Source organism: Pararhizobium sp. PWRC1-1, from assembly GCF_049897905.1.
Classification (GTDB): domain Bacteria; phylum Pseudomonadota; class Alphaproteobacteria; order Rhizobiales; family Rhizobiaceae; genus Pararhizobium.
Map to the genome: position 1 here is coordinate 193,718 of NZ_JAFCXE010000004.1, position 22,484 is coordinate 216,201.

Here is a 22,484-nt window from a genome sequence, read left to right on the forward strand (position 1 = left end):
CCTATGTCGTTAGCCCGCCTTCCGGGTCGGAGCCTTTTTCTTCGGTTGACTGTCAACAGTCTTCGCCGATTTCTTGCTCGTCTTTTTCGCTGCAGTGTTGAGGCCCGCACTCTGCCGCAAGGCATCCATCAGATCCACGACCTTCGTGGGTTCCGGAGCCGGGCGAGGCTTGATCTCCCGTCCCTCTAGCTTGGCCTTCACCACGTCCGTCAGCGCTTCTTCATAACGGTCGTCAAACTTGCTGGGATCGAATTCGCCCATCTTGCCACCGATAATGTGATCGGCCAAATCGAGCAGTTCCTTTTCGATTTTTAGTTTCGGCGTTTCGCTGAAAGCATCCTCGGCCGAGCGGACCTCGTATTCGAAATTGAGAGTTGATGCCACCAGCCCTTTTCCATGCGGTCTGATCAAAAGCTTGCGGACACGGCGAAACAGCACGGTCTCAGCAATTGCTGCTACCTTCTTCTTTTCAAGGCCGTCACGGATCAGGGTGAAGACTTCGAGGCTCTGCTTGTCGGCCGGGGTAAGGTAGTAAGGCTTGTCGAAATAGACATCATCGATGTCATCGCAACTGATAAACATGTCCGCGTCCAGCATTTTGTCGGCGTCCGGAACCGCTGCGGCAACTTCATCCGGCTCGAAGACGATGTAGTGCCCGTTGGCGTCTTCATAACCCTTCACCTGGTCATCCCGCTCCACGACCTTTCCGGTCTCGCTGTCAACGAACTCTCGTCGGACGCGATTTCCGGTCTTGCGACTGAGGGTGTGGAAGGCAATTCGCTCTGATGTCGAAGCTGCGGTGTAGAGGGCGACAGCGCACGTGAGCTCACCAATCTTCAGAAACCCTTTCCAGTTCGCGCGTGGTGCCATCTGCAATCTCTCCTGCCAAAGGTGAAAAATGCCGACGAGCTGCTTTAGTTCCCTCAGACAGCGCTTCACAGTTCACGCTTTTCGTGAAGTTCGCACATCCTCGGATCGGCAAATTTCCGTCTGATCTTCGACTGGAGGCTTTCGATGGGGAGCCTGTTGTTGCATTCCTTGATGATCTGGACTCCGAGCGCCACGCCAGCCCTGCGACCTATAACCTTCCGCTGACGGCAATCCGGTCCCTCTTCTGCTTCCTGGGTTTCGAGAAACCAGGCTTCCGCGGAATGGCTGGAGTCTGTCCACGGAAACACAGCCGACCGCGTCAACCAAAGTGCTGCATCGCCAGATCCTGCAATATGATGCGCCACGACCAGCCTTTTTCTCGGTTTCAGTCGATTTGCATCAGCGTGGGAAGCCGCTCGTGCCTCCGAGAAAGTGGAGCACGAGGACCTGCGCAGCGGCAAGACAACTCGCCGCGATGGGATGCAGGCTTTCGGGGCGGCAACAAAAGCCGGAGGACCGACATGACGCGTGAGCTCGGTCGATTCTTGGTGAGCGACCGTTGATTGTCGGGAGCACGAGGGAACGCCAGCGTTCAAGACGACTACGCAGCAAAGCGCAGCATGCCGAAACATGAGCAATGCGGACCGAAATGACGGCAAAGCGAAACGACCGGTGGCAGAGCCTTTCAGGAGGAGAAAGGCAGCGCACCCACCTTGCGCGGGCGTTGGCGCAATCGCCTCAGGAGCTGATCCTCGACGAGCCGACGAACCATCTCGACATCCACCACCAGATCAACCTGATGCGGCTGGTATCGACCTTGCCGATCACAAGCATCATCGCTCTCCATGACCTCAATCACGCAGCGATGTTCTGCGACGATCTGATCGTGATGCAGACCGGGAAGATCGTAGCATCGGGAGCGCCGGAGAAGGTGATCACACAGGGCTTGCTGCATGACGTGTTCTCAGTCGATGCGCGGGTTGAAAGCTCGCCATATCATTCGAAGCCGCACATTCACTTTGTGCGGTAATGGCGTGCACCTACCTTGCCGGGCACAACGAAATTACGGGGATGCCGTAATCACCAAAGCTCAGCGTAACATCCCACTCATGACGTCAGCGAGCCCGTGACTGAAAGTCCAAGAACGGGAATACTCCTTCGTATCCTGTCAGGCTTTCTATTCGCGGGGATGTCGATACAAAACACGGCACGATCGGGAGATCAACCTTGGTGGGCGCGCGCGATTCCGGCTGACCTGGCGTCAGCGAGTGCCCGTTTATCGGGTTCCAGCCGGCTTCCGTCAGTGTTCTGGTGGTGCTGCGTCATGGTTCTTTGACCCTGTGTGCATAAGGAAGCAGCCCAATCCACTCACAGTAGCGGATGGTTTGGGCCGACAGCCCAGAACGCTTCGCCAGCTCGCCAATCTCATGAGGACCCTCGCCGCGATACTAGGGTCCGAGTGCACTATAAGCCAACGGACTGAACGTGGTCGCGAACAGGAGGGGCGCTAGATTAATGGTCTGTACCGGCATAGATCCACATTGGAACGGTGCTGCCCGCTTTGGCAAACCCAAGGCCCTCGTAGAAGCGAACGGAGTTCCCGTCCGCAGTGAGCATTATCTGATGAAAGTCAGCATATTTCTCGAGCAGAGCGACCATCAATTTACGACCGATGCCGCGTCTCTGATAGTCAGGATGCACCAACAAATGGGGGAAGTAGACGACGAGGTGCCCGTCGGAAATGGCATTTGCCAGTCCGATCAACAGATTATTGGAACGCGCCGTTATCAGAGTGTGCGAATTGTGTAGGGCAGCCAGTAAGCTTTGGGGTTTCTGTGCAGATGACCAGCCGTTGGCTTTATAAATCCTCAAGACCTCCTCTTCACAAGGTTTTTCATTTATCAGAATGTCAATTTTCATGTTTTCTCCAGGGGGCAATGGCCCAATTGCCACCATTATATTTAGGCCGAAATTAAAGCCGTCAACTCGCTGGTCTCAGGCGCTGCGCTCCCGGTACTAGACCTCAAACCATCAATGCTGCTTTAAATTCACCGTCTTAGGCTCCCCCAAGCGAGCTTTCAATGGATTGTCCCGTTGATCACCATCTTCGAAATAAACGCGTTCAGCAGGTCGGGATCAAAATGACCCCGGGACCGCGTCATAGTCTTGATGGCTTCGGCCTGCGACCAGGCGCGTTTATAAGGCCGAACCGACGTCAGGGCGTCGTAGGCGTCGCAGATCGGCGCAATGCGTGCAGCCGGGGGTATTGCCGGTCCCGTTAATTGGTGAGGGTAACCTGTGCCATCGAATTTCTCATGGTGATACAGACATATGTCGAGAACAGGTTCTGGCATACCATCGATCTGTTTCACCAATTCATATCCTCGAGTAGGGTGGGTCCGAATAACCTCGAGTTCGTCGGCCGTCAGCTTCCCAGCCATACGCAACAATTCGATTGGCAACACCGTTTTACCTAGATCGTGAACCAGCCCACCTATGCCAAGTAGCCGCACCGCCTGCTCACTCATCCCGAGAGTTCGCCCAAAGGTGACCATGAGCGCACTCACGGCCAAGGAGTGCAGAAAGGTTCCCTCGTCCTTCTCCCTGAGTTTTGCCACAGCGATCATTGCGCCGGCATTGGTCATGGCCTCCAACATGATCCGCTCTACGGCCTTATCGGCCGCGTCGAGACGAAAGCTCCCTCGAGCGCGAGCCTCCACGAGGACATCTCTCATACAAGGTCGCACATCCTGGATCGCCTCTCTTGCGAGCCGGATTTTCTCCGCAGTGAACCTTGAATTGAGATCGGACGCATAGCTGACAAAGTCACTCTCGACGCCATCCCGTGAACCTTGATCGACATCCAGCCCTTTCCGCGTATCGATAACGACGCTCATCGCGCGGCTGTTCATCATGAGGTCGATATCAGCAGGAGACAAGATGGGCCCAACGATGCGTGATGGCACCACTACCGCGCCCTCAAGCTCCTCAACGTACATGCCCATACGGACTTTGATGCAGCCTTATCCGTTTCCTCATCCTTGTCTCCCAGGGTGCTCAAGCGTGGATGGGCGGACCTTCCCCCATAAGTATTACTAATCTCCAAAATAATTGGATCGTTCTGAAACGCCTTATATTGCCGGGAGTAAGCAATGCGTAGTGTTTGCGACTGAGTGGAGCGTCCAGGTGTCGGCTGTCTGGTTTTAAGCGCGCAAAGGCTGGTAACCCCCTGCAGTTCGTTGTCCAAAACGCGTTAACAAAGATGTGGCAGCGTCTCGGTCAACAGCCTTAGAAAATAGGTAGCCCTGCCCCAGCGTACACCCAAACTTCAGAAGCTGGTCCAATTGCGCGCCGGTTTCAATGCCTTCCGCTACGACACGGAACCCCAGTTTATTTGCGATACCCATCACACCTTCGACGATGATTACGGCGGCGTCGCCCGGTACAAGCCGCTCGACGAACGACTTGTCAATCTTGATGATGTCGACCGGGACGGTCAGAAGGTGAGTCAGTGAAGCGAATCCGGTCCCGAAATCGTCGAGGGCGACACGCATTCCCCGCTCTCTCAGCGCTTTGATTTCGTCGGCCACAACATGATCACGCTGTCCGAGATACACGGACTCAGTCACCTCAAGAATGATGTGTTTGAGAGGAACTCCCGCATCCGAAAACACGCCGCAAAGCCGCTCTTGCAGATTGCCGGCATGAAAATCCGCGGCCGCCAGATTAATGCCGACATGTTGGAAAGGCAGCCCCAGATCGAGCCATCTGCGCGCGTCGGCAGCGACCCTTGTGAGCATGCGTTGTGTCAGAACTGCCGCAACATGCGCGTCCTTGGTCGCCTCGTGGAAATTGGCAGCAGCGATGATGTCTCCCGATGCGGTCATCATGCGGCAAAGGGCCTCGAAGCCAACCACTTCGCCTGTATCGAGCCGAATAATCGGCTGATAGTATGCGTCGATACGGTCTTCGGCCAAGGCCAGACTGACGTCACGGATCGCTCGAAATCGCCTGGTAAACACCGTGCCAAGCCCCGGTGCGTATTCAATAAACTGTCCTCGATGGCTATCTTTTGCGTGATAGAGCGCAACATCGGCGCACTGGCGCACCTGATCCGGGCTGTCACCGCGATCTGCAATACATCCGCCAAGAGTTATACTGGGAACAATGACGTGGCCATTACAGTGTGCCGCCCCTTTCAAGGCCGTGATTATCTTGCAAGCTTCGATAGAGATGTTGAGCGATGATGTATCTTGAACCAACACCGCAAACTCGTCACCGCCGATGCGGAAACTTCTTTCAGGAGGCATTACCGACGCAATCCGCTGAGCTACGATCTGGATGAGATCATCACCCGTAGAGTGGCCAAATGTGTCGTTGACGAGTTTCAGGTTATCCATATCAGCGAGTATGATACCCCAGGTATCATACTCGCCGGAGGCGCATTTTGAGAGGGCCTGATTGAATTTGGCGCGGTTCGGCAAGCCTGTCAGCGCATCCGTATAGGTCAGGCGCTCGCGCTCGCGAACACGTTCATCCCGCTCAATTGCGATCGCGCATAGATGGACGCAGGCATCGACGATCGTCTTTTCGAGCGCGCTTGGACCCCTTTTCTCCCGGTAGTAGAATGCGAATGTTGCGACAACACGATCTCCGCTAAAGACCGGCGTCGACCAGCATGCTTTGAAACCCAGGGGCATCGCTAAGTGCTTGAAGTCTGCCCATCGTGGATCGTGCTCGATATCGGTTACGGCGACCGCGGTCGCGTAATGAGCCGCCGTACCACAGGAGCCAGCTAAAGCACCGACTTTCACATTGTTGAGAGCTGCCGAATAATAGTCCGGAAGAGAGGGGGCGGCCAGAGGATGGAGCCGGCTTCCTGCAATCGCGACAACGGTGCATACCGCGGAAGGGACTATGGCCTCTACATGCAGGCACAGCCGCTCTATCGTATCTTGTAGTGGCTCGCCCTTGGCGATCATTTCCAGAATGACATTTTGCAATTCGAGAATCATGGCACAACAATTCTTCCGTGGAAGTTCAACTCTAATAGTTGCAACCTTCCATTTGGATTGCCGCCTTCGCTAAAGGTTTATCGACCGGTTTGGTTCCCTCTCGTTTATCGAATGACGAAGGAACCAAGACCGCCTGTCCGTCTTCGAATCTGAGGTGGCAGGGAAATGACAAGTCTGCTGTCGCGGGGAACGCGGGCCGCCGACGCCAACCAGGAACACAAGGAGATCGTCAACGCGACGCTGCTGGCTCGCAACAGCGAAGCGGCCGAATCCGCGGCGCGCCTGCATGTCAGATCATCGCCACCGCATCTCTCCATCAGGAATACCTGATCGCAGGGACGGCGACCTTCAGTCGACGAGGAAACGCGATCCACCAGTTGCCAGAGCGGGCCGACCAACAGGTTGTTGATCAGCATCCTGACGATATGAAAGCTCAGTTCCAGTCGTGGCGTCCGAGCGTGTGGCGTACAAACGTAGAAACTTCGTCGAACGAACCTTCTGCCGCCTCAAGGATTGGAGACGCGTCGCAACCCGATACGCCAAGCTTGCTACCAACTTCACGGCAACATGCTACATCGCCGCCATCTTCATATGGTGGGCCGATTGAGTCTCGACCCTAGGACTTCCAATGTGCTTCACATCACAAGACGGCCGTCACCGTGGGGATACCTTTGCGTCAACACGAGCGCACGCACTTCCGATGAAACTCTCCAGCGCTAGCGGCGTTCTTCACTGAGCGATAACATCAAGGAGAAAATCGATGGCGGACGCCGGCACGATACCATTCGGCCAACTTGGCACAATCCGGGTATCCGGACGTTCAGGCGATAAGGTCATTCCAAATGAAAATTGAACACAATCCTCAGGTGGCGGAACTGCATGACATCGTCGACCAGAAACTAACGGCCCTCATACTCGACATGGTAGATGCTGACTTCAGTACAGACGACGTTGCTTTCGCGATCTACTCTGTTCTCAAAAAGAAGTGGCTGGATCCGGCAGATGCGCGTCGAGACGCGCGGGAAGCGGTTCCGAAGAATTTCGTATCAGATGGAAACGAGGGCTAACCTCTTTGCAGAACGACGCCCAAAGGAAAAGCATGATGGCTACCACATTCCAGGTTATTTCACTCAGTTCGCTCGATCCTGATGGCCGTGATACCCGTGACGAACCCAAGCTTCTTTACCCTGACGCGGTGAAGACGGCCCAAGAACTGAGATCCCAAGGCAAAGCATTCCGCGTGTTCATCGATGGTGTGCATACAGAACAACAGATGCGGTCGTTGCGCGACCTCGGGGCTCTGATCGATTAGCCCTCGCCGGATGGTCCTAGGTCGAATTGCATCTTGACTGCCCATTTGCAGGAAGCCGGATGTTGCAAGGACTCTGAGGGGGGAAGGCTGGAAACTGGATGGCTTGACCTCGCCACGCTGATGTCGGTCGCAATGGCTGAGCTATGGCCCACCAACAGATTTCAATCGTGGACCTGTCCAGCTAGTCCAAGATATTCCAAGGGTGGCCGTCTCTAGGACTGCAATGCAATCGTCAGCTTCAAGTCGCTGCCATTGACGCGGATCGTCTTCTCGCTGACGTCAGCGTCCGGCAAGGCCACTTCGGGCGCAGCCTGGGCACCTGCCAACGCGGCGCAGGGCCTCGACAGGCGTCATGGTGTCGAGCGTCTTGCCGCCTTCAAGGGATTGCAAGAATTTTGCTATGTTGTGTTCGACGCCCGGCCGATCGGCTGTAGAAGCGTTACCAACCGCCAGGCTCAGGGCGGAAGGCGACCGCGGAGGTAATGGTTTTCATGATATTTCCTTTTCAGGGAGTTGGAGCTCCGGCGCTATCGTCTACAGCGCAGTGCATTGGTATCTTGACTTCCGGTACATACCAGAAAGAATGGTTTAAAAGTCGGGGAGGATTGCGTGGCAGAGATCAAGCTTGAGAACGTTTTTAAAAACTTTGGCAGCGTCAAAGTCATCGAGGACATATCGCTGACAGTCAGATCCGGTGAGTTCATGGTCTTTCTTGGCCCATCGGGTTCCGGCAAATCGACCCTGCTGCGGATGATTGCCGGGCTTGAGGAAATCACCAGCGGCGCATTGAGTATCGACGGGGTACGCAGCGAAACGCTCGCACCGGGTCAGCGCGGCTTGGCTATGGTCTTCCAGAACTACGCCCTTTATCCGCACATGACGGTCAAGGAGAACATGGCTTTCGGCTTGCGAAATGTCGGCATGCCGGAAAAGGACATAGACTCTCGCGTTTCCGAAGCGGCGAAGATGCTGGAGATGGATGAACTGCTTGCGCGGCGCCCTGCCCAACTTTCGGGCGGGCAGCGCCAGCGCGTTGCAATCGGCCGGGCCATCGTCAAGGATCCCAAGGCGTTTCTCTTTGATGAGCCCCTTTCCAATCTCGATGCGGCGCTTCGGGTTCGCACCCGCGTCGAGCTGGCGGAGCTTCACCAGCGAATGAAGTCGACGATGATCTACGTCACCCACGACCAGACTGAGGCGATGACACTCGCCGACAGGATCGTCGTACTCAACAACTGCAGGATAGAACAGATCGGCACGCCGATGGAGGTCTACCTCAAGCCAGCCTCGCGTTTTGTTGCCGGTTTCGTCGGCAGCCCGGCGATGAATTTCCTGCCCGTAGACCTGCTGTCCGGGGGCACCCTGCGACTGGGAGACGGGGCCGAATTGCAAATCGCTCCACCGCCGTCAGGCCCCGGACGCTACGAACTTGGGATCAGGCCGGAAGCCGTGAGAGTCTTGGAAGGTGAAGGCGCCAGCGCGCAGGGCAGTCCGGCCAAGGTCGGTGTGGTCGAGCGGCTGGGTGACCGTACGCTGCTCTATTGCACCTTGAAAGATGGCACGGAGGTGATCGCGCAGGATGTCGGACGTTGTGCGGTCCAGCCAGGCGAAACGGTGTCAATCGCCTTGGACACCAGTGCTGTCCACCTATTCGATCAGGAGGGTAAGGCGCATCACGTGCAGTGACGCTGTAGTGGCTAGGTCAAGAAGAAGTAAGAACCTGCCGCAAGCCCCTCCACTTCATCCTTTGATGCCGGCAGACAATGTAATCGCTTCGGTAACGCGCCTCTGGAACACGAGATAGGCTATAGCGACCGGCAAGCCGGCGAGCACGGCTGCGGAGAGTTGGCGGGCGTAGTAGACCCCGAAGGCATCGTTGACCTGGGTGATGCCAACTGTGATCGTCATCATGTCGGTCTGGGTCACGGCCAGGAATGGCCAGAGGAAGGCATTCCAGGACCAGATGAAGGTGACGATCGCTAGTGCTGTGGTAATTCCCCAGTTCATCGGCAGGTAAATTCGCGTGAGAATGCGCCATTCCGAGGCATTGTCCATTACGGCGGCTTCGCGAAAGTCTTTGGGAACTCCGTCGAAGAATTGCTTGTAGACGATGATGATCACTGGATGGATCAACTGCGGCAGCACTATACCGGCCCATGTGTTAAGTAGCCCCAGGCTGGCGACAAGTTCAAAGTGGTTGACAATCATGGTCTGCATCGGGACCATGAAGCTCGCCAGGATCAACCACCAGAGTGGTCGCCGGAATCGGAATTGGAGCTGCGAGATTGCATAGCCGCAAAGGAGCGAGGATGCGACGGTAAGCACGGTGATCGCGAGTGCGGTTACGATCGAGTTCAAGTACCAGGTACCGATCTGCGTTTGCGTCAGGGCAAAGACATAGTGAGAAATCGTGAAAGTGTCAGGCCATAATTCGATATATGGACGGACCACTTCGTCTTCCGGCTTCAACGAAGAGACAACGCCCCAGTAAAGGGGAAATGCCCAAAGTACCGCGACAAAAACCGTTGTGAGCGTAATGGCGAGGCCTGCCAGGTTCAGCCCTTTGACTGTCGCTGGAGTCATCGCGCACCTCCTTTTGACAGCCGTGTGAGCTGGAAGTTAATCGCCGAAACGACAATTACGATCAGGAACAGCACAACTGCCGCTGCAGCCGCTCGGCCCCCCTGGTCGGATTGAAAGGCGCGCTGAAAGACATAGTAGACGAGAACGAGGTTGTCATTGGGCCTTCCCCCAGTCGAGAACAGGTAGACCTGGTCGAATATCTTCAGTTGCAGGATCAACTGGATGGTCAACACTAGAGCCGTGATCGGCCACATCAAGGGCCAGGTGATCCGCCGGAACGTGGCCCAGCGCCCTGCGCTGTCGAGTGCGGCGGCTTCATAGATCTCGAAGGGGATCGCACGCAGGCCCGCAAGAAAGAGAAGGATGGAGAAGCCTGCAGTCCACCAAATCGTGATGAACGCGACGGCCGGCATGAACCAGGTCGTCGACTTGAACACCGGCACGCGGTTTATACCCAGTGTGTCAAAGAAATGCATTGCGATGCCGAACTGAAAATTGAGTGTCCAGTCCCAGATAAGGTACACGACCGACACGGGCAGGATATAGGGCAGGAAGAACAGCGCCAGCACGAAAGTCTGCAGCCGGCCGGCAAGGCGATTGATGCCGAGCGCCATTGCGAAGGCCGCGAACGTACCCGGCACGACCGTCAGGATGACGAAATAGGTAGTGTTCCACAGAGCGACATTGAACCGTCGTTCCCCCCAAAGACGGGCATAGTTTTCAAACCCGACAAAGGCGCCGCTACCGATCAGCGGCGCATCAGTGAAGCTGATCATGAAGAGCTTTATCGTCGGATAGATGAAGACCAGACCGTATATCGCCAAAAAGGGCGCCACCAGCGTAGCGGCGATCCAGGCTTCACTTCGCTTGTTCCTGAGCATAGCGTTCGTAATCTCCCGTCATTCCGATAGCGCGGCACGACTGGCTACGGCATTTCGCCCCGGCCAGTCACGGAAAGATCACAGCTCGTTCAGTTCCACCTTGATCTCTTCGACGGCTTTGGCCGGCTCCATCTCATTGTTGAGCGTGGGTACGAAATAGGTAGACATGATGTCGAAGATCGGCCCGGCAACGCCTGCTAGCGGCGTCTTGGGATCGAAGATCATGTTGGCCGTCAGCGGGGAGTAGGTCGCGTTAGGCTCCATGGCCTTGTATTCGGCAGAGGCAGTCACCGGGCCATAGGCAGGAATGTGACCGGCACTGGCCCAATTGAGCGAGTTCTTTGAGAGCCAGGAAATGACTTCCAGCACGGCTGCTCTTTTCTCGGCGGTCATTTCCTTGCCCTTGTTTGCGGGAATGGCAAAGGCATGGCTGTCCGCATAGGTTGAGGCATGATCGAAGAGGACTGGCAGTTCCACGGCACCCCACTCGAAGAGTTTGCCCTGCTTGTGAAGATCGACCATGGTCGGCACTTCCCAGACACCGTTGATCATCATGGCCGCTTCGCCGGAGGTAAACAGTGCTACTGTCGCGGGATAATCGGTGTAGGTGGATTGCAACCCGTCCTTGGTCCATCCCTGGAGGAGCGCGAGCACGTTCTGCAGCTTTTCCCCGTTGTCGCCAGCGAGGAATTCACCGTCGGTTAAAAGCTCCCCATCCTGCTGGCCCATGAAAGAGTAGATCGTCCGGAACATGAAGTTGCCGTCGGCCGTAACCGATCCCAACGGGTACTTCACGCCTGCGTCCTTTAGTCCTTTCAGGGTCGCCTCGAAACTCTCGCGGCTGTCTAGCCCTTTCGGCTTTCCATCCTCTGTCAGCAGTCCCGCTTTGGCGAGCGCATCCTTGTTGTAATAGAGAACGATCGGGTGGGTATCGAAAGGAACTGCATATTGCTTGTTGTCAACGGATACAGCGCCCCAGGTGGCATCGGCATAGGAGTCCTTTGAGAGACCCATCTTAGTCCAATCGTCGGCGGCAATTTCTTGAAGAATGCCCTGCTTGACCGCTAGCGGAATGCGACTGGCGTGGTAAGTCATGATATCGGGCGCCTCGCCGACAGCAGCTGAGGTACCGTCGCCTCCCACTGCGGATAGGTCGGCATGTCGGAGTGCGACGAGCCGCATACCACGAGTTCCAGACTGTCATCAAAGGCACGCAATGCCTTGGCCGTCTCGTTCGCCAGATGGCCATATTCACCCGCGCTCTTGTGGCCGACCTGCCAAGGCCCATCCATCTCATTGCCGAGGCACCAGAGCTTGACATTCCACGGGTCGGCTTGGCCGTTCTTGCGGCGGAGGTCCGACCAGTAGCTTCCACCCGGATGGTTGACATATTCGACGAAGTTTCGGGCAGCATCCAACCCACGGGAGCCGAGATTGACCGCGAGCATCATTTCCGTGCCGGCAGCCTTCGCCCAGTCCGCGAATTCATGGATGCCGACTTGATTAGATTCGGCGGTGCGCCAGGCCAGATCGAGACGGGTGGGCCGCTCGCTCTTTGGGCCGATCCCATCTTCCCAATTATAGGCGGAAACGAAATTGCCGCCGGGATAGCGGCAGACCGGCGTGTCCAGTCCGCGAACCAGATCGAGAACGTCGCGACGCATGCCGTTTTCATCGGCCGTGGGATGGCCGGGCTCGTAGATGCCCGTATAGACTGCGCGACCCAGATGTTCGAGGAACGATCCGTAGAGCCTTTTGTCGATATCCGCGATCGTATAGCGCGCGTGCGCTGTTACCCGAGCCTCCATGCTCACCCCATCGGTTATTTGTACCAGAATATCCGGTTCTTATCCGTCAATACGGTACAGTAAGCGCCGAGAGGTCGCATTCGTCAAGAGGGTATCGCAAACGGCATTACACCAGGATGCGCAAGACGATGTCCTGGTCGTAATTCCCGAAGCCGCGACCAAAGATGTTAATCCCCCCTGGATGCTCGGCATTTTCCTTCACACCAATCCGCAAGCGGATCGAGCGATGCTTTTCGAGTGCGACGTCCTCCAAAGTGATGTTGGAGATCTTGATGCCGTCAATAAAGCTGCCCTCCTGGTTGATGCGCCAATTCTTCAGCTTGCCGTATTGTGATCCGGCCAGTTTCCACCAACCAGGTGTATAAACGCCGCGCTTGTCACCGAAATCCCCAGGGGATGTCCATCGGCCTATTTCCACCCCGTTGACCTCCATAAAAATATCAGACGGCCAGTCTACGGCCGTGCCAGGGACTTCGGAGCTGAGTTCCATGGAGAATTCGAGAGCTCGAGGCTTTGCCTTAGTCAGAAGCGTATTGTTCGGGAACTGATATTCAACGAAACCGCACGTAAACCATAACAGACCTGCCTTCATTCGGTCCGGATCCAGAAAGGTGTCTGGTACGTCGAGCAGGCCGATTACCCCTTCCTTGGAACAGAGACCGCATGGCCCCATGATCTCGAACTGGCCGTAAAGACCAATTGGCATCGAGACCTCAATAGAATCATCTTTGGCTGCCGCAACGTCCTCGCGAAATGCCACAAGGATTTCCTTGAACGCGGATTGGCAGACTTTCTGGCTACCTTTTTTCGCTTTCTGACCTTGGGTGGTGATGAGCCCGACATCCTCAAGGATCTGAAGGTTTGCCGACACCGTCGACTGCGGCAGGTTCAGTTCACTGGCAATCGTGTTGACGTTCTTTGCGCCTGAACGCAGAATCCTCAGAATATTGACACGGACCTCGCTGGCCAGTCCCCTGATGATGTCCTGCCGCTCTAGGGGATCGATTACGAGAACTTTTCCAGTCATCTTTCCAACCATACCGATAATAGCTAACAATATCAGGAAATCGGGCAAAGAAGCAATCGTAGGCTTGGCCGCGAATCCCTACTTGTTGCTGGTAGCAATACGCGACCAGCAGACAGACAAAAAATGAGCTTAAGTGCACGCCGCGGGATGAAAGAGATTGAGATATCAAACGGTTGCAGACCTTCGTTGCTGACGGAGTTCTAACCCTGCGAGGGCTAACTGTAGATGCACAATCGATCTATTTCTTTCGTAGCGAACTAAGCATTGCCGAGCTGATCGCGAAGTCGACAGCAACTGCGAAGTTGCGCGCTGAAGGCCGAGACACGTCTGCGTCGCCCGTTGGCATCGTCACATTCGTCAGCAGCTGGAACAGCTACATCCTGCCGCTGATCATGCTGAACACCGAAAGCAAATACCCTGGCCGCTCGGCATTATGGTCTATCGTGGCGAGTTCGGCACCGACTGGCAGCTGGTGCTGGCATTCATCACGCTGACCATACTGCCGACGGTCATCGTGTTCTTCCTCGCTCAGAAACATATCATTGCAGGTTTGACGGCTGGCACCGTCAAGTCCTGATCTCCAATGAGCAAGCATCATGGCATCGGTCGGTCTTCGACGCATCCGCAAAAGCTACGGCGCACTGCAAGTGGTACACGACGTGTCGCTCTCCGTCGACGACGGCGAATTCATCGCGCTGGTCGGCCCTTCCGGCTGCGGCAAGTCGACGCTTCTGCGGATGATTGCCGGCCTGGAGGACATCACCGACGGCAAGGTGACGATCGGCGGCACAGTGGTCAACGCCATGACGCCGCGCGAGCGCAACATTGCCATGGTTTTCCAGTCCTACGCGCTCTATCCACATATGACGGTTGGCGAGAATATGGGCTTCAACCTGAAGCTCGCCGGCGTCGCCAAGCCAGAGATCGCCAGCCGTGTCGGCGAAGCCGCCCGCATGCTGGCGCTCGAAGACTTGCTTGACCGCAAGCCCAGCCAGCTGTCGGGCGGGCAGCGCCAGCGCGTCGCCATGGGCCGCGCCATCATACGCGATCCGGCCGTCTTCCTGTTCGACGAACCGCTGTCTAACCTCGATGCCAAGCTGCGGGTGCAGATGCGCACCGAAATCAAGTCGCTGCACCAAAAGGTCGGCACAACCTCCATTTACGTGACGCATGACCAGATCGAGGCCATGACGCTGGCCGACCGCATCGTCGTCCTGAATGCCGGCCGCATTGAGCAGGCGGGCACGCGATGGAGCTTTACAGAACCCCGGCCAACCTGTTCGTCGCGGGCTTTATCGGTTCGCCCGCAATGAACCTGATCGACGGAACGGTCGATGGCGAGACCGACAATCCCGTGGTGCGGTTGGCTGAAGGCGCTGCCATCGCCATCTCGCCCGATCGCAAGGTGCGCCGCGGCCAGAGCGTCAAGATCGGGCTGCGCCCCGAGCACCTGACGGCCGGCGGTAGCGACAGCATCGGCGGCAGACGCTGCTGGTGGAACCGACGGGCGCGCAGACGCATGTGCTGTTCGAATTCGCCGGGCAGCAATGACCGCCGTGGTCGACGGCGATCATCCCGCCCGTCACGGCACGCCGTTTCGCGCTGGCATCGACCACAACCTTGTCTATGTGTTCGACAGGGAAAGTGGAGAGAGCCTGTAGTTCGGTTGCGGCGCGCACCGACCGCTCATCTTGTGGCTCGCCACAAGATTCGTAATTGATCCCCGCTTCGCGGTGGCGCATATGTGGACGACCCCCTCCTCGCAAGGTTTTGGCAGTGATTTTGATCGGATCGCTTGCGTGCATATGTTCGGCCTGTTGTCGCTCTCACTGTTTGGCATAGAGCGTGCGGCGGCAAGGTCCACCCGATCCCGCTTTTTAATCCCGACTAACGCGCGGCATCGCTGTTTCTCGCTCCAACGAAAATCCGCCCGCGAATGAGAGCGATCTTTTTGGAGGCGGCCTGCTTGCTGCGAACCGCCGCGAATTTTTTCGAACAAGCGAGCTATTGCTGGCCGTGTTGCTTGAAACGCCGCCGGAACACGCCAGTTCGATTCAAGGAACTTTTTGTAAGGAACGCTTTTCCGATGCACACTGGCAGGAAACACACTAACTCGTTTGAGACGCAAAGGAGACGAAAAAACATTTTTCGGATGCCAAGCAACACATGGGAGGGGAGCAATGCAAGACAATGACCTCTGCTGGGACAAGAATGTGATCCTGGGAATACCTGCCCAAGATACACGGTCGGTCTTTCAGGCAATCGCGTCTCATCTGGCTGACATGACGGGACTCGACCCGAGGGCCATTTTCGCCGACCTGATGGACCGGGAGGCCCTCGGATCTACAGGTTTCGGTGCTGGTTTTGCCTTGCCGCATGCGCTTGTGCCGAACCTTGCTTCACCAGCCAAGGTTCTTGTCACCTTGCGCGCAGCTATTGAGTTCAACGCGCCGGATGACCAGCCTGTCGATGTTTTCCTCGCGGTTATATGGCCGCACGACCAACAGGAGAGTTTCTTGCCCGGACTTGCCCAACAGTGTCGTCTGTTTCGCTCCAAGAAGTTGCTTTCGGCTCTGCGCGACGCTCGCTCTGGAACAGAGGCACTGATCCTACTTTCAGTGCTGGAGTCGGAACAAGATTTGCTCGAAAATCGTACGCTAGGTAGAACGTGAGCGGGGCGTTATAAGCGTGACGTCGAGTACCCCTTGGGAGATAGCGCGCGTGGCGGATTGCCTTGGCCTGCCGCACGGAAAGTCGTCTTGTGGACCTGCACCGTTGATTTCGACTTCACCACGTCAACGGGCAACGTCTGCGACAGCATTCCCAGGAAGCCTGGCTCCTCAACAATCCGCCTCTTTTCAACTGCCGTCACAAGCAAAGAAGCAGGGCGAGGAGCGCTGCTTGGCCACTTGGCCTGATGGGGTCGTCGCGTGTTTTGCAAGGAAGCAACCCGGGCGAGCCAGAGTCGATCCGATTGCTCGATTACAATCAGGCGTCTATTTCAACTCCTTCCGGAACTCGTCCCGCCGCTCGTGGATGCTGGCAATAACCTTACCCATCGGGATGCCCATGCTGATCAAAGTTGCTTCCGACAATTGGAGACTCGCCTCAATTGTTTCAGGTACAGCGTTTGATACGCCCATGGCGTAAAGATGCCGAGCATGGGTGGCATCTCTGGCGCGGGCAACGATTGGCAGGTCGGGTCTTGATGCCCGTACAATTTCGATCATCCGGTCCGTCGCATGATCATCTTGAATGGTAATAATGAGCGAACTGGCTTCAGAAAGGCCACATGCCCTTAGGAAATTGTTGTTAGCCCCATCGCCAAAAAACACCGCGTTGCCCTTGCGCCTTTCACGGGAAACCAGTGTCGGATCAGAATCAACCGTCACATACGCCAATCCGTGGCGTTCAAGCATACCGGCTACCACTTTACCGACGCGTCCGTAGCCGATGACAACAGCATGCCCCGTCATTGCATCAGGTATTTCGTCCAACTCGGGTCCATGCTCGGTTTTGGAAATCACTTTCGCCAATTTTTCACCCAATATGGCTAAGAGTGGCGTTAGGGCCATGCTGATTGCCACTACCGTTAAAATCAAACCGGACACACGAGGCGATACGATTCCGGCGGCAACACCGGCTCCAATGCCGACGAAGGCAAATTCTCCACCGGCGGCCAATAGCATCGCCATTTCAATCGCCTTTGGCAGGGAAAATCCGAATAGCTGCGCCAATGGCGCCAGCACGATAATCTTGACTATTATCAGCAGGGACACGAGCAAAAGGATCAAGCCTGGTGTCACAATGAATTCGACGATGTCGATTGACATGCCGACGGTGAAGAAGAAGACACCGAGAAGCAGGCCTTTGAAAGGTTCAACGATTGCCTCGACGGCCTTGCGATACTCCGTTTCCGAGAGGAGTATCCCCGCAACGAAAGCACCCAATGCCATAGGCAGCCCAAACATTGCGGTCGCAAAGCTGGCACCTACGACGATGAACAAAACTGCTGCCAAGAAAACCTCTGTAGAATCCAATGACCCCACGAGTTGGAAAAGCGATCTCAGAAAGACTCTGCCAAATAAAACAATCGTTCCGAGGGCTGCAGCGGCTTGCAGTAAGGCTATTCCGACATTGGTGGCAACATTAGCGCTGGTGCCTGAAGCAAGGATTCCCACGAGCAGCAGCAGCGGCACCACGGCTAGATCTTGAGCGAGAAGCACCGAGAAAGTGGCGCGTCCTGTCGTCGTTGACATCCGCCGCTTGGTAGAAAGCAATTCAACCACAGTGGCGGTCGAGGAAAGGGCCAAGCTTAAACCGACCACCAATGCCTGCTGTGTATCGACGCCTAACAAAACCGCTATGAACGTCAGGGTTGCCGCCGTGATCACAACCTGCAGGACTCCAAGCCCGAATACGAGCCGACGCAAGGCTAGAAGCCGGGAGAACGACAGTTGGAGCCCAATCAAAAAAAGCAGAAACACAACGCCGAATTCGGCGATGCCAGCGACGTTCGTCGGCTCTACGATCGTGATCCAATAGAGAAACGGTATCTGATCCATAGCTGAGCCAAGGCCCAACGGGCCAAATAGTGCACCTAACACGAGATAGCTAATAATCGGACTCGCGCCCAGCCTGCTGACTACCGGTACGATCACGCCTGCGGTCGCCAGAACCACCATTACATCGCTGTACACACTCAGATTGATGGAACTGGCCAAAGCCGCCTCATATGTCAAATAGCCGATTTATGGTTCTCAGAGGTGGGAACCACCTCAATAGAGATATTCGTTATCATTCGAGCAAGAGCTATTTTCGCCCGTGCCACTTACCGTGCTACTTATCAGTCACATAGCGACGAACGGCGTGATCGATATTAAACCAGCTCAAAGCGATCATCGTCCTACGGGAAACCCGTCCACCTCGGTTGTCCGGTCGCGGAGCGACGGACTTTGATGTACCGCCCCGAACTCCATTTGCGCGATGGGTGACGGCCGCGGATGACTGTCGCATAAGGCAATGTTGCCCCCTGTTCCTCCCAAGTTTGACGGAAAGCCATTCACCACGCTGCCCGACGGCAACGCCATCTTCAGATTGATCCCAATGCATCCGCAGACATACGCTCAGCCGCCAAAGCGCCGGGGGCAGCGAGAGTGGATTTAACCCAAGCTTGGTTCGCGAGCCAACTCGACCCCGATCCTGAGCGTCTGGTCTTCATCGACGCAGTAATGCCCACCTCTTGATCCGAGACAGAATTTTCCAGGCCCGCATGAGTAGTCCCCGAATGGGGCCGGTGGCGTCACGAACCCTCGGTCCGGTTTCGAACATCAAGATTTCATCGTGGGAGGCTTCGCGGCGGAGCACTGAGCGCGCGATGTCATCAGGTTTCTTTATGTTCATTAGAAAGAAAGTGACGAGCTGCATGACGACCAGCGTCACCACATTGGCCCCAAGAAGTGTCGCGATCTGCAATAGCAAATGTGAAGTCACGGTCTATTCCAGAGCCTCATGCATCAGTGAAAGTGGCCGTATGAGCAACCACTCGTACCCGCGCACCGAATAACCGTTCGCAAACTATCTTTGAAGTGTCGCTATGAACATTTTGAAACTCAGAAGGAGTGACGGGGGTTTACCAATACCGAACCTGCAACTAAATCGGTCTGGGCGACCAGGAATCGACCAGGTTTGCCAGATTCGGCTTGAGAGCAGATAGCTGATGGGAACCCATAGCTAGACTTGCACGCCTGCTGCGATGTCTTTCCTTCGTGCACGTCGTTAAAATGTTCGCGCCATGGTCTTTCTCGCTTGTATTCGCAAAGACGGCTCAAGGCCGCGCAGCTTTGATCGCGTTTCGCTATCCCGACCATCCAACAGCCAACTTCCGCTCCCGAGTAGAAACAGGAAAAGTACGTATGTCGCGTTCCAAAAGTGAACTGTCCATCCGACGAGAAAATATCCCGTCATCATAATAAGATAGGCGATCCGATAGCGGAGGCGCAGCGTGTCACTTTCCTTTTTGAAAGCGATTTTCATAAACATGGTCAGAAAACCGCCCATCATGAATATTGCAGCCGGCAGTCCGAACAGTATCGCGTGATAAAGCCAGAACATATCGATGCTCGGGGGCATCCACTCCGGCCGGTCCCACCTCCCATAGCCAACTCCGAAAAGCGGATGATTCACCACGGAGTGGGTACCAAATTCCCATATCAGAACGCGGTAATAGGCGGATACCGGTTCAAACGAAAAGCGAGAAAGCAGAAACTGAAACACAGATTGATTGGATGCAAGGGCAATGAACGCATAAATCGACAGGGAGAAGATCCACAAATATTGCCAACGCCGTGGGTCCTTAGCAAGGAACCAGTTCCAGAAAATAAGCGATGTTTGGGCTATGAGCGCCGTAATTGGACCTGACGACAAAGACAGGAAAGCCGTTGTAAATACGAGGGTGGAAGCAAACCATCGTCTCGCCGTCGTCTGTTCAAAGCCGTAGACCATGTGCACGAGCGAAAGCATGGCGCCACAGGAAACGCCAAAAAGTATCGGGTGCTCGAAGACGCCCTGGACCCGCCGAAGCCCCCATCTTGCTTCCTTGAAGGCTTCCGGAGGAACTGCAAAAAGCTTAGAAAACAATTCGAGGGTTATGTTTTGGTTCGATAGAGTTTCAAAAAGCGTAAAGGGAAACATGATCGCGACGATCACCAGGAATAATCGCACCATGCCGTAAAATTGGTCAGGCCCGCGAATAAAACAACGTCCGAAAAAATACGCGCCCGCAGTTTCTAATATTATTACTCCGCCCGATTGAACTGCAGTTTGCGCGCCATGCACCATGCACAGGCTGAGGGCAGACCATAGGCAGTAAAGAATAATCAGAATATCGGCAGCGCTAACTTTGCCGGCTTTTCCAGAGAGCCACAGGTACATGCACGGCACAAAGCCAACCAGGAGGACGACACGGTAAGGGGTGAGCACCAGCGACCCAACAGTCCATAGCCAAGGAATAAACACGCACACCAGGAAAGCCGAGGCAAACAGGGGGAGCTTCGTTCGCTGCGTCGTGGGAACAACCTCCTTCTGTGGAGATACCGTCCTTGAACGACTGGTGTTTGCCGTCGGGCGAACGTGAAACGAACTGACCCTTGGTCGAGCCGGGGCTCTCATCATCTGCGCCACTCCACCCGTCTAGCCGGTCCGAATATGTGGCTGTTAAATCCACGCTCGCGCGCCGGCGCTATGACGTAACCCAGCAGGAAAATCTTGCGTGCGTCAAACTGGTCGAATTGCTGCCCCTCTTGTGCATTGGACGGATCCCCGCGTAGCCTACGCGAGATAGCTAATCCGATAGATGTACGGCGAACAGTTTGATGTGCCTCTGCTACATCTTGCTCCCGAGTTTTGAAGTAGCCGTACACCTGCTAACTTGGATCCTTCAGACAAACCTCCTTTGATGGATGTGCCCTCACGATGACCTCAGTCCGCTCACTTCTCCGCAAAGCCCACAATTTTGGTGACAAGATGCTGTGGGGGGCAAGAGTGGTGGGCGTAGGCGCAACCACGAGAGGCGCAGTCAGACTGGGATACCTGTACGCGCGCCGGCCTAGCAAAAGTGAAGTTCAGTTGCGATCTGGCCAGATCCTTGAATTCGCGTTCCCAAGTCAAGTTCCGACAGCTCTCCTGACGTTTGGAGATTTCATCGATCCCGAGTTTGCGTTTCTCCGCAAAACATATCGACCGGGCTGGATCGTTGCAGACGTTGGTGCCGCAATTGGGCAGTTTACCCTGTTTGCTGCAACATTACCGTCCGCAAAGGTCCATGCATTTGAGCCGAGTTCGGCAAACGTGGCGGCATTGGTGCGCAACATCGACCGTAATGGCGTGCGCGATAGGGTGGAAGTGCACAGGGTCGCCTATTCGAACACTGAATCTGAAGCTTATTTTCAAACGACAGCAAGCACTTGGTTGAGCGGGCTGAGTGAAAGCGGCACGGAACCCGTGTCGGTTCGCACGTTAACCACTGACTTTCAGCGCCTCGGATTGAATCGTGTCTCCGTTCTCAAGATTAATGTTGCAGGATTCGAACCACAGGTGATCGAGGGCGCAGATGCTTTTCTCCGTGGCGGCGGCGCAGATGTGCTGGTCATGCTCCTCGGCCTGGGGTCCCTACCGTGGTACGCGAAGCTTGCCACATACGGGTATCGGTTCTTCTATTACCACCCCCTTCAGACTGCGCTGTATGAGGTCACGTCGTTTGATGCGAATTCCGTCCTTGGACACCGCCCTTGGCCCGCCCGCAACATCATCGCCATTCACCAGTCGGCGATGGAATCCCATCGTGAAATGGGGCTGCAGATACGCAAAATTTAGAGGGAGTGGAAATCGCATTGCCCACCACAGCGGAGAGTGTTTGCAGGTTGTCTGGTGAGGGAATACGCGGTTTCCTGAATAACCTGCTCTAGGCACCCGCCGCATCTCCTTACCGCACGCATCCGAGGAGGGCCGCCTTGCTAACAAGTGAGGCGAACTGGATGCTCTGTCTATATGGACGTCAATATAGACAGAGTGAGAACCGTGGATTTAACGATAGAGAAGCGGCCGCAAGTTAGCCGTATGGAGATTGTCGATAGCGGGCGGCGTCGCCGTTTCAGCAACGAGGCCAAACTTGCGATCGTGGCGGAGAGTTATTCCGCCCCGCGTCAGGTCACGGCAACAGCACGTCGCCATGGGATCACACGCTTTCAGTTGAACGATTGGCGTAAAGCAGCTCTTGAGGGACGGCTCGGCAATGGCCGGGGGAGTGAAGGGTTTATTCCTGCACTGTTGGTCCCGGAGCCAGGCGTGCCGGTTGTTGCGCCGACCAATTCTTCGACGGCACAAAGTGGGCTTATGGAGGTTGTCAGCGCCAATGGTCGCCGTGTGATCGTGGGACGCGATGGGTTCTGTTGCAAAATTTGAGTTATCCGCGAGGCTTGGCGATTTCTG

At 55.7% G+C, this 22,484-nt stretch carries 18 protein-coding genes and 6 pseudogenes; 11 read left to right on the forward strand and 13 right to left on the reverse strand.

Annotated features, from left to right (window positions below; all coding sequences use genetic code 11):
* Nucleotides 1–9: 9 nt before the first annotated feature.
* On the reverse strand, nt 10–870 hold the full coding sequence (locus ACP7E0_RS08810; protein WP_426124331.1) for a Ku protein: 861 nt from the start codon (nt 868–870) through the stop codon (nt 10–12).
* Nucleotides 871–1,510: 640 nt separating this feature from the next.
* On the opposite strand from ACP7E0_RS08810, the pseudogene ACP7E0_RS08815 reads away from it, so the two are divergent.
* Nucleotides 1,511–1,900, forward strand: a pseudogene (locus tag ACP7E0_RS08815) (ABC transporter ATP-binding protein); the annotation flags it as partial.
* 307 nt (nt 1,901–2,207) lie between these two features.
* On the opposite strand, the pseudogene ACP7E0_RS08820 reads toward ACP7E0_RS08815, so the two are convergent.
* The 4 genes and pseudogenes from ACP7E0_RS08820 to ACP7E0_RS08835 form a co-directional block, all read right to left on the reverse strand.
* Nucleotides 2,208–2,294 (reverse strand): annotated as a pseudogene (locus tag ACP7E0_RS08820) (MerR family DNA-binding transcriptional regulator); the annotation flags it as partial.
* An 88-nt stretch (nt 2,295–2,382) separates the two neighbouring features.
* The gene (locus ACP7E0_RS08825; RefSeq protein ID WP_426124333.1) at nt 2,383–2,790 is read right to left on the reverse strand and encodes a GNAT family N-acetyltransferase; all 408 of its coding nucleotides are present in this window, start codon (nt 2,788–2,790) and stop codon (nt 2,383–2,385) included.
* A gap of 158 nt (nt 2,791–2,948) precedes the next feature.
* Nucleotides 2,949–3,875, reverse strand: coding sequence for an HD-GYP domain-containing protein (locus tag ACP7E0_RS08830; protein WP_426124335.1), 927 nt, complete (start codon nt 3,873–3,875; stop codon nt 2,949–2,951).
* 198 nt (nt 3,876–4,073) lie between these two features.
* The gene (locus ACP7E0_RS08835; protein ID WP_426124336.1) at nt 4,074–5,885 is read right to left on the reverse strand and encodes a sensor domain-containing phosphodiesterase; all 1,812 of its coding nucleotides are present in this window, start codon (nt 5,883–5,885) and stop codon (nt 4,074–4,076) included.
* A gap of 165 nt (nt 5,886–6,050) precedes the next feature.
* On the opposite strand from ACP7E0_RS08835, the gene ACP7E0_RS08840 reads away from it, so the two are divergent.
* From ACP7E0_RS08840 to ACP7E0_RS08860, 5 genes are all read left to right on the forward strand, one after another.
* The gene (locus ACP7E0_RS08840; RefSeq protein ID WP_426124337.1) at nt 6,051–6,215 is read left to right on the forward strand and encodes a hypothetical protein; all 165 of its coding nucleotides are present in this window, start codon (nt 6,051–6,053) and stop codon (nt 6,213–6,215) included.
* A 115-nt stretch (nt 6,216–6,330) separates the two neighbouring features.
* The gene (locus ACP7E0_RS08845; protein ID WP_426124339.1) at nt 6,331–6,492 is read left to right on the forward strand and encodes a transposase; all 162 of its coding nucleotides are present in this window, start codon (nt 6,331–6,333) and stop codon (nt 6,490–6,492) included.
* Between the two features lie 235 nt (nt 6,493–6,727).
* Nucleotides 6,728–6,952, forward strand: a complete 225-nt coding sequence (locus tag ACP7E0_RS08850; protein ID WP_426124340.1) for a hypothetical protein — start codon at nt 6,728–6,730, stop codon at nt 6,950–6,952.
* Nucleotides 6,953–6,984: 32 nt separating this feature from the next.
* On the forward strand, nt 6,985–7,197 hold the full coding sequence (locus ACP7E0_RS08855; protein WP_426124341.1) for a hypothetical protein: 213 nt from the start codon (nt 6,985–6,987) through the stop codon (nt 7,195–7,197).
* Nucleotides 7,198–7,806: 609 nt separating this feature from the next.
* On the forward strand, nt 7,807–8,883 hold the full coding sequence (locus tag ACP7E0_RS08860; protein ID WP_426124343.1) for an ABC transporter ATP-binding protein: 1,077 nt from the start codon (nt 7,807–7,809) through the stop codon (nt 8,881–8,883).
* A gap of 54 nt (nt 8,884–8,937) precedes the next feature.
* On the opposite strand, the gene ACP7E0_RS08865 is transcribed toward ACP7E0_RS08860, so the two are convergent.
* The 5 genes and pseudogenes from ACP7E0_RS08865 to ACP7E0_RS08885 all read right to left on the reverse strand — a co-directional run bounded on the left by ACP7E0_RS08865 (nt 8,938) and on the right by ACP7E0_RS08885 (nt 13,496).
* Nucleotides 8,938–9,780, reverse strand: coding sequence for a carbohydrate ABC transporter permease (locus ACP7E0_RS08865; RefSeq protein ID WP_426124345.1), 843 nt, complete (start codon nt 9,778–9,780; stop codon nt 8,938–8,940).
* Nucleotides 9,777–10,661 (reverse strand): carbohydrate ABC transporter permease, encoded by an 885-nt coding sequence (locus ACP7E0_RS08870; RefSeq protein ID WP_426124346.1) that lies wholly within the window; start codon nt 10,659–10,661, stop codon nt 9,777–9,779. Before ACP7E0_RS08870 ends, ACP7E0_RS08865 begins: the two co-directional genes overlap by 4 nt.
* A 78-nt stretch (nt 10,662–10,739) precedes the next feature.
* Nucleotides 10,740–11,789: pseudogene (locus tag ACP7E0_RS08875) on the reverse strand (extracellular solute-binding protein); the annotation flags it as partial.
* Nucleotides 11,789–12,469: pseudogene (locus ACP7E0_RS08880) on the reverse strand (alpha-N-arabinofuranosidase); the annotation flags it as partial. The pseudogenes ACP7E0_RS08875 and ACP7E0_RS08880, both read right to left, overlap by 1 nt.
* Nucleotides 12,470–12,575: 106 nt before the next feature.
* Nucleotides 12,576–13,496, reverse strand: coding sequence for an ArsR/SmtB family transcription factor (locus ACP7E0_RS08885; RefSeq protein ID WP_426124540.1), 921 nt, complete (start codon nt 13,494–13,496; stop codon nt 12,576–12,578).
* Nucleotides 13,497–13,834: 338 nt separating this feature from the next.
* Between ACP7E0_RS08885 and ACP7E0_RS08890 the strand changes: the two are divergent.
* From ACP7E0_RS08890 to ACP7E0_RS08900, 3 genes and pseudogenes are all read left to right on the forward strand, one after another.
* Nucleotides 13,835–14,073, forward strand: a pseudogene (locus ACP7E0_RS08890) (carbohydrate ABC transporter permease); the annotation flags it as partial.
* Between the two features lie 19 nt (nt 14,074–14,092).
* Nucleotides 14,093–15,157, forward strand: a pseudogene (locus ACP7E0_RS08895) (ABC transporter ATP-binding protein).
* A 519-nt stretch (nt 15,158–15,676) separates the two neighbouring features.
* Nucleotides 15,677–16,168 carry a PTS sugar transporter subunit IIA gene (locus ACP7E0_RS08900; RefSeq protein WP_426124347.1) on the forward strand — a complete coding sequence of 164 codons (492 nt, stop codon included), beginning with the start codon at nt 15,677–15,679 and terminating at the stop codon, nt 16,166–16,168.
* A gap of 324 nt (nt 16,169–16,492) precedes the next feature.
* Here the strand turns inward: ACP7E0_RS08900 and ACP7E0_RS08905 are convergent, their stop codons facing one another.
* From ACP7E0_RS08905 to ACP7E0_RS08915, 3 genes are all read right to left on the reverse strand, one after another.
* A complete protein-coding gene (locus ACP7E0_RS08905; RefSeq protein WP_426124349.1) occupies nt 16,493–18,220 on the reverse strand; it encodes a cation:proton antiporter in 1,728 nt (575 codons plus the stop codon).
* 493 nt (nt 18,221–18,713) lie between these two features.
* Nucleotides 18,714–18,989 carry a hypothetical protein gene (locus ACP7E0_RS08910; protein WP_426124351.1) on the reverse strand — a complete coding sequence of 92 codons (276 nt, stop codon included), beginning with the start codon at nt 18,987–18,989 and terminating at the stop codon, nt 18,714–18,716.
* A gap of 285 nt (nt 18,990–19,274) precedes the next feature.
* Complete coding sequence (locus ACP7E0_RS08915; RefSeq protein WP_426124353.1) at nt 19,275–20,669, reverse strand: O-antigen ligase family protein; 1,395 nt, start codon at nt 20,667–20,669, stop codon at nt 19,275–19,277.
* Between the two features lie 300 nt (nt 20,670–20,969).
* On the opposite strand from ACP7E0_RS08915, the gene ACP7E0_RS08920 reads away from it, so the two are divergent.
* Together ACP7E0_RS08920 and ACP7E0_RS08925 are read left to right on the forward strand one after the other, a co-directional pair.
* The gene (locus tag ACP7E0_RS08920; protein ID WP_426124355.1) at nt 20,970–21,869 is read left to right on the forward strand and encodes an FkbM family methyltransferase; all 900 of its coding nucleotides are present in this window, start codon (nt 20,970–20,972) and stop codon (nt 21,867–21,869) included.
* A 174-nt stretch (nt 21,870–22,043) separates the two neighbouring features.
* Nucleotides 22,044–22,457 (forward strand): transposase, encoded by a 414-nt coding sequence (locus ACP7E0_RS08925; protein WP_426124357.1) that lies wholly within the window; start codon nt 22,044–22,046, stop codon nt 22,455–22,457.
* Nucleotides 22,458–22,484: the final 27 nt, after the last annotated feature.

Bases quoted from the DNA above. Each gene is read 5' to 3' on its own strand.
- ACP7E0_RS08885 (WP_426124540.1), bottom strand. From the start codon at position 13,496: ATGACTGGAAAAGTTCTCGTAATCGATCCCCTAGAGCGGCAGGACATC.
- ACP7E0_RS08825 (WP_426124333.1), bottom strand. From the start codon at position 2,790: ATGAAAATTGACATTCTGATAAATGAAAAACCTTGTGAAGAGGAGGTC.
- ACP7E0_RS08855 (WP_426124341.1), top strand. From the start codon at position 6,985: ATGATGGCTACCACATTCCAGGTTATTTCACTCAGTTCGCTCGATCCT.
- ACP7E0_RS08925 (WP_426124357.1), top strand. From the start codon at position 22,044: ATGGACGTCAATATAGACAGAGTGAGAACCGTGGATTTAACGATAGAG.
- ACP7E0_RS08810 (WP_426124331.1), bottom strand. From the start codon at position 870: ATGGCACCACGCGCGAACTGGAAAGGGTTTCTGAAGATTGGTGAGCTC.
- ACP7E0_RS08830 (WP_426124335.1), bottom strand. From the start codon at position 3,875: ATGGGCATGTACGTTGAGGAGCTTGAGGGCGCGGTAGTGGTGCCATCA.
- ACP7E0_RS08835 (WP_426124336.1), bottom strand. From the start codon at position 5,885: ATGATTCTCGAATTGCAAAATGTCATTCTGGAAATGATCGCCAAGGGC.
- ACP7E0_RS08865 (WP_426124345.1), bottom strand. From the start codon at position 9,780: ATGACTCCAGCGACAGTCAAAGGGCTGAACCTGGCAGGCCTCGCCATT.
- ACP7E0_RS08900 (WP_426124347.1), top strand. From the start codon at position 15,677: ATGCAAGACAATGACCTCTGCTGGGACAAGAATGTGATCCTGGGAATA.
- ACP7E0_RS08850 (WP_426124340.1), top strand. From the start codon at position 6,728: ATGAAAATTGAACACAATCCTCAGGTGGCGGAACTGCATGACATCGTC.
- ACP7E0_RS08870 (WP_426124346.1), bottom strand. From the start codon at position 10,661: ATGCTCAGGAACAAGCGAAGTGAAGCCTGGATCGCCGCTACGCTGGTG.
- ACP7E0_RS08915 (WP_426124353.1), bottom strand. From the start codon at position 20,669: ATGATGAGAGCCCCGGCTCGACCAAGGGTCAGTTCGTTTCACGTTCGC.
- ACP7E0_RS08840 (WP_426124337.1), top strand. From the start codon at position 6,051: ATGACAAGTCTGCTGTCGCGGGGAACGCGGGCCGCCGACGCCAACCAG.
- ACP7E0_RS08920 (WP_426124355.1), top strand. From the start codon at position 20,970: ATGACCTCAGTCCGCTCACTTCTCCGCAAAGCCCACAATTTTGGTGAC.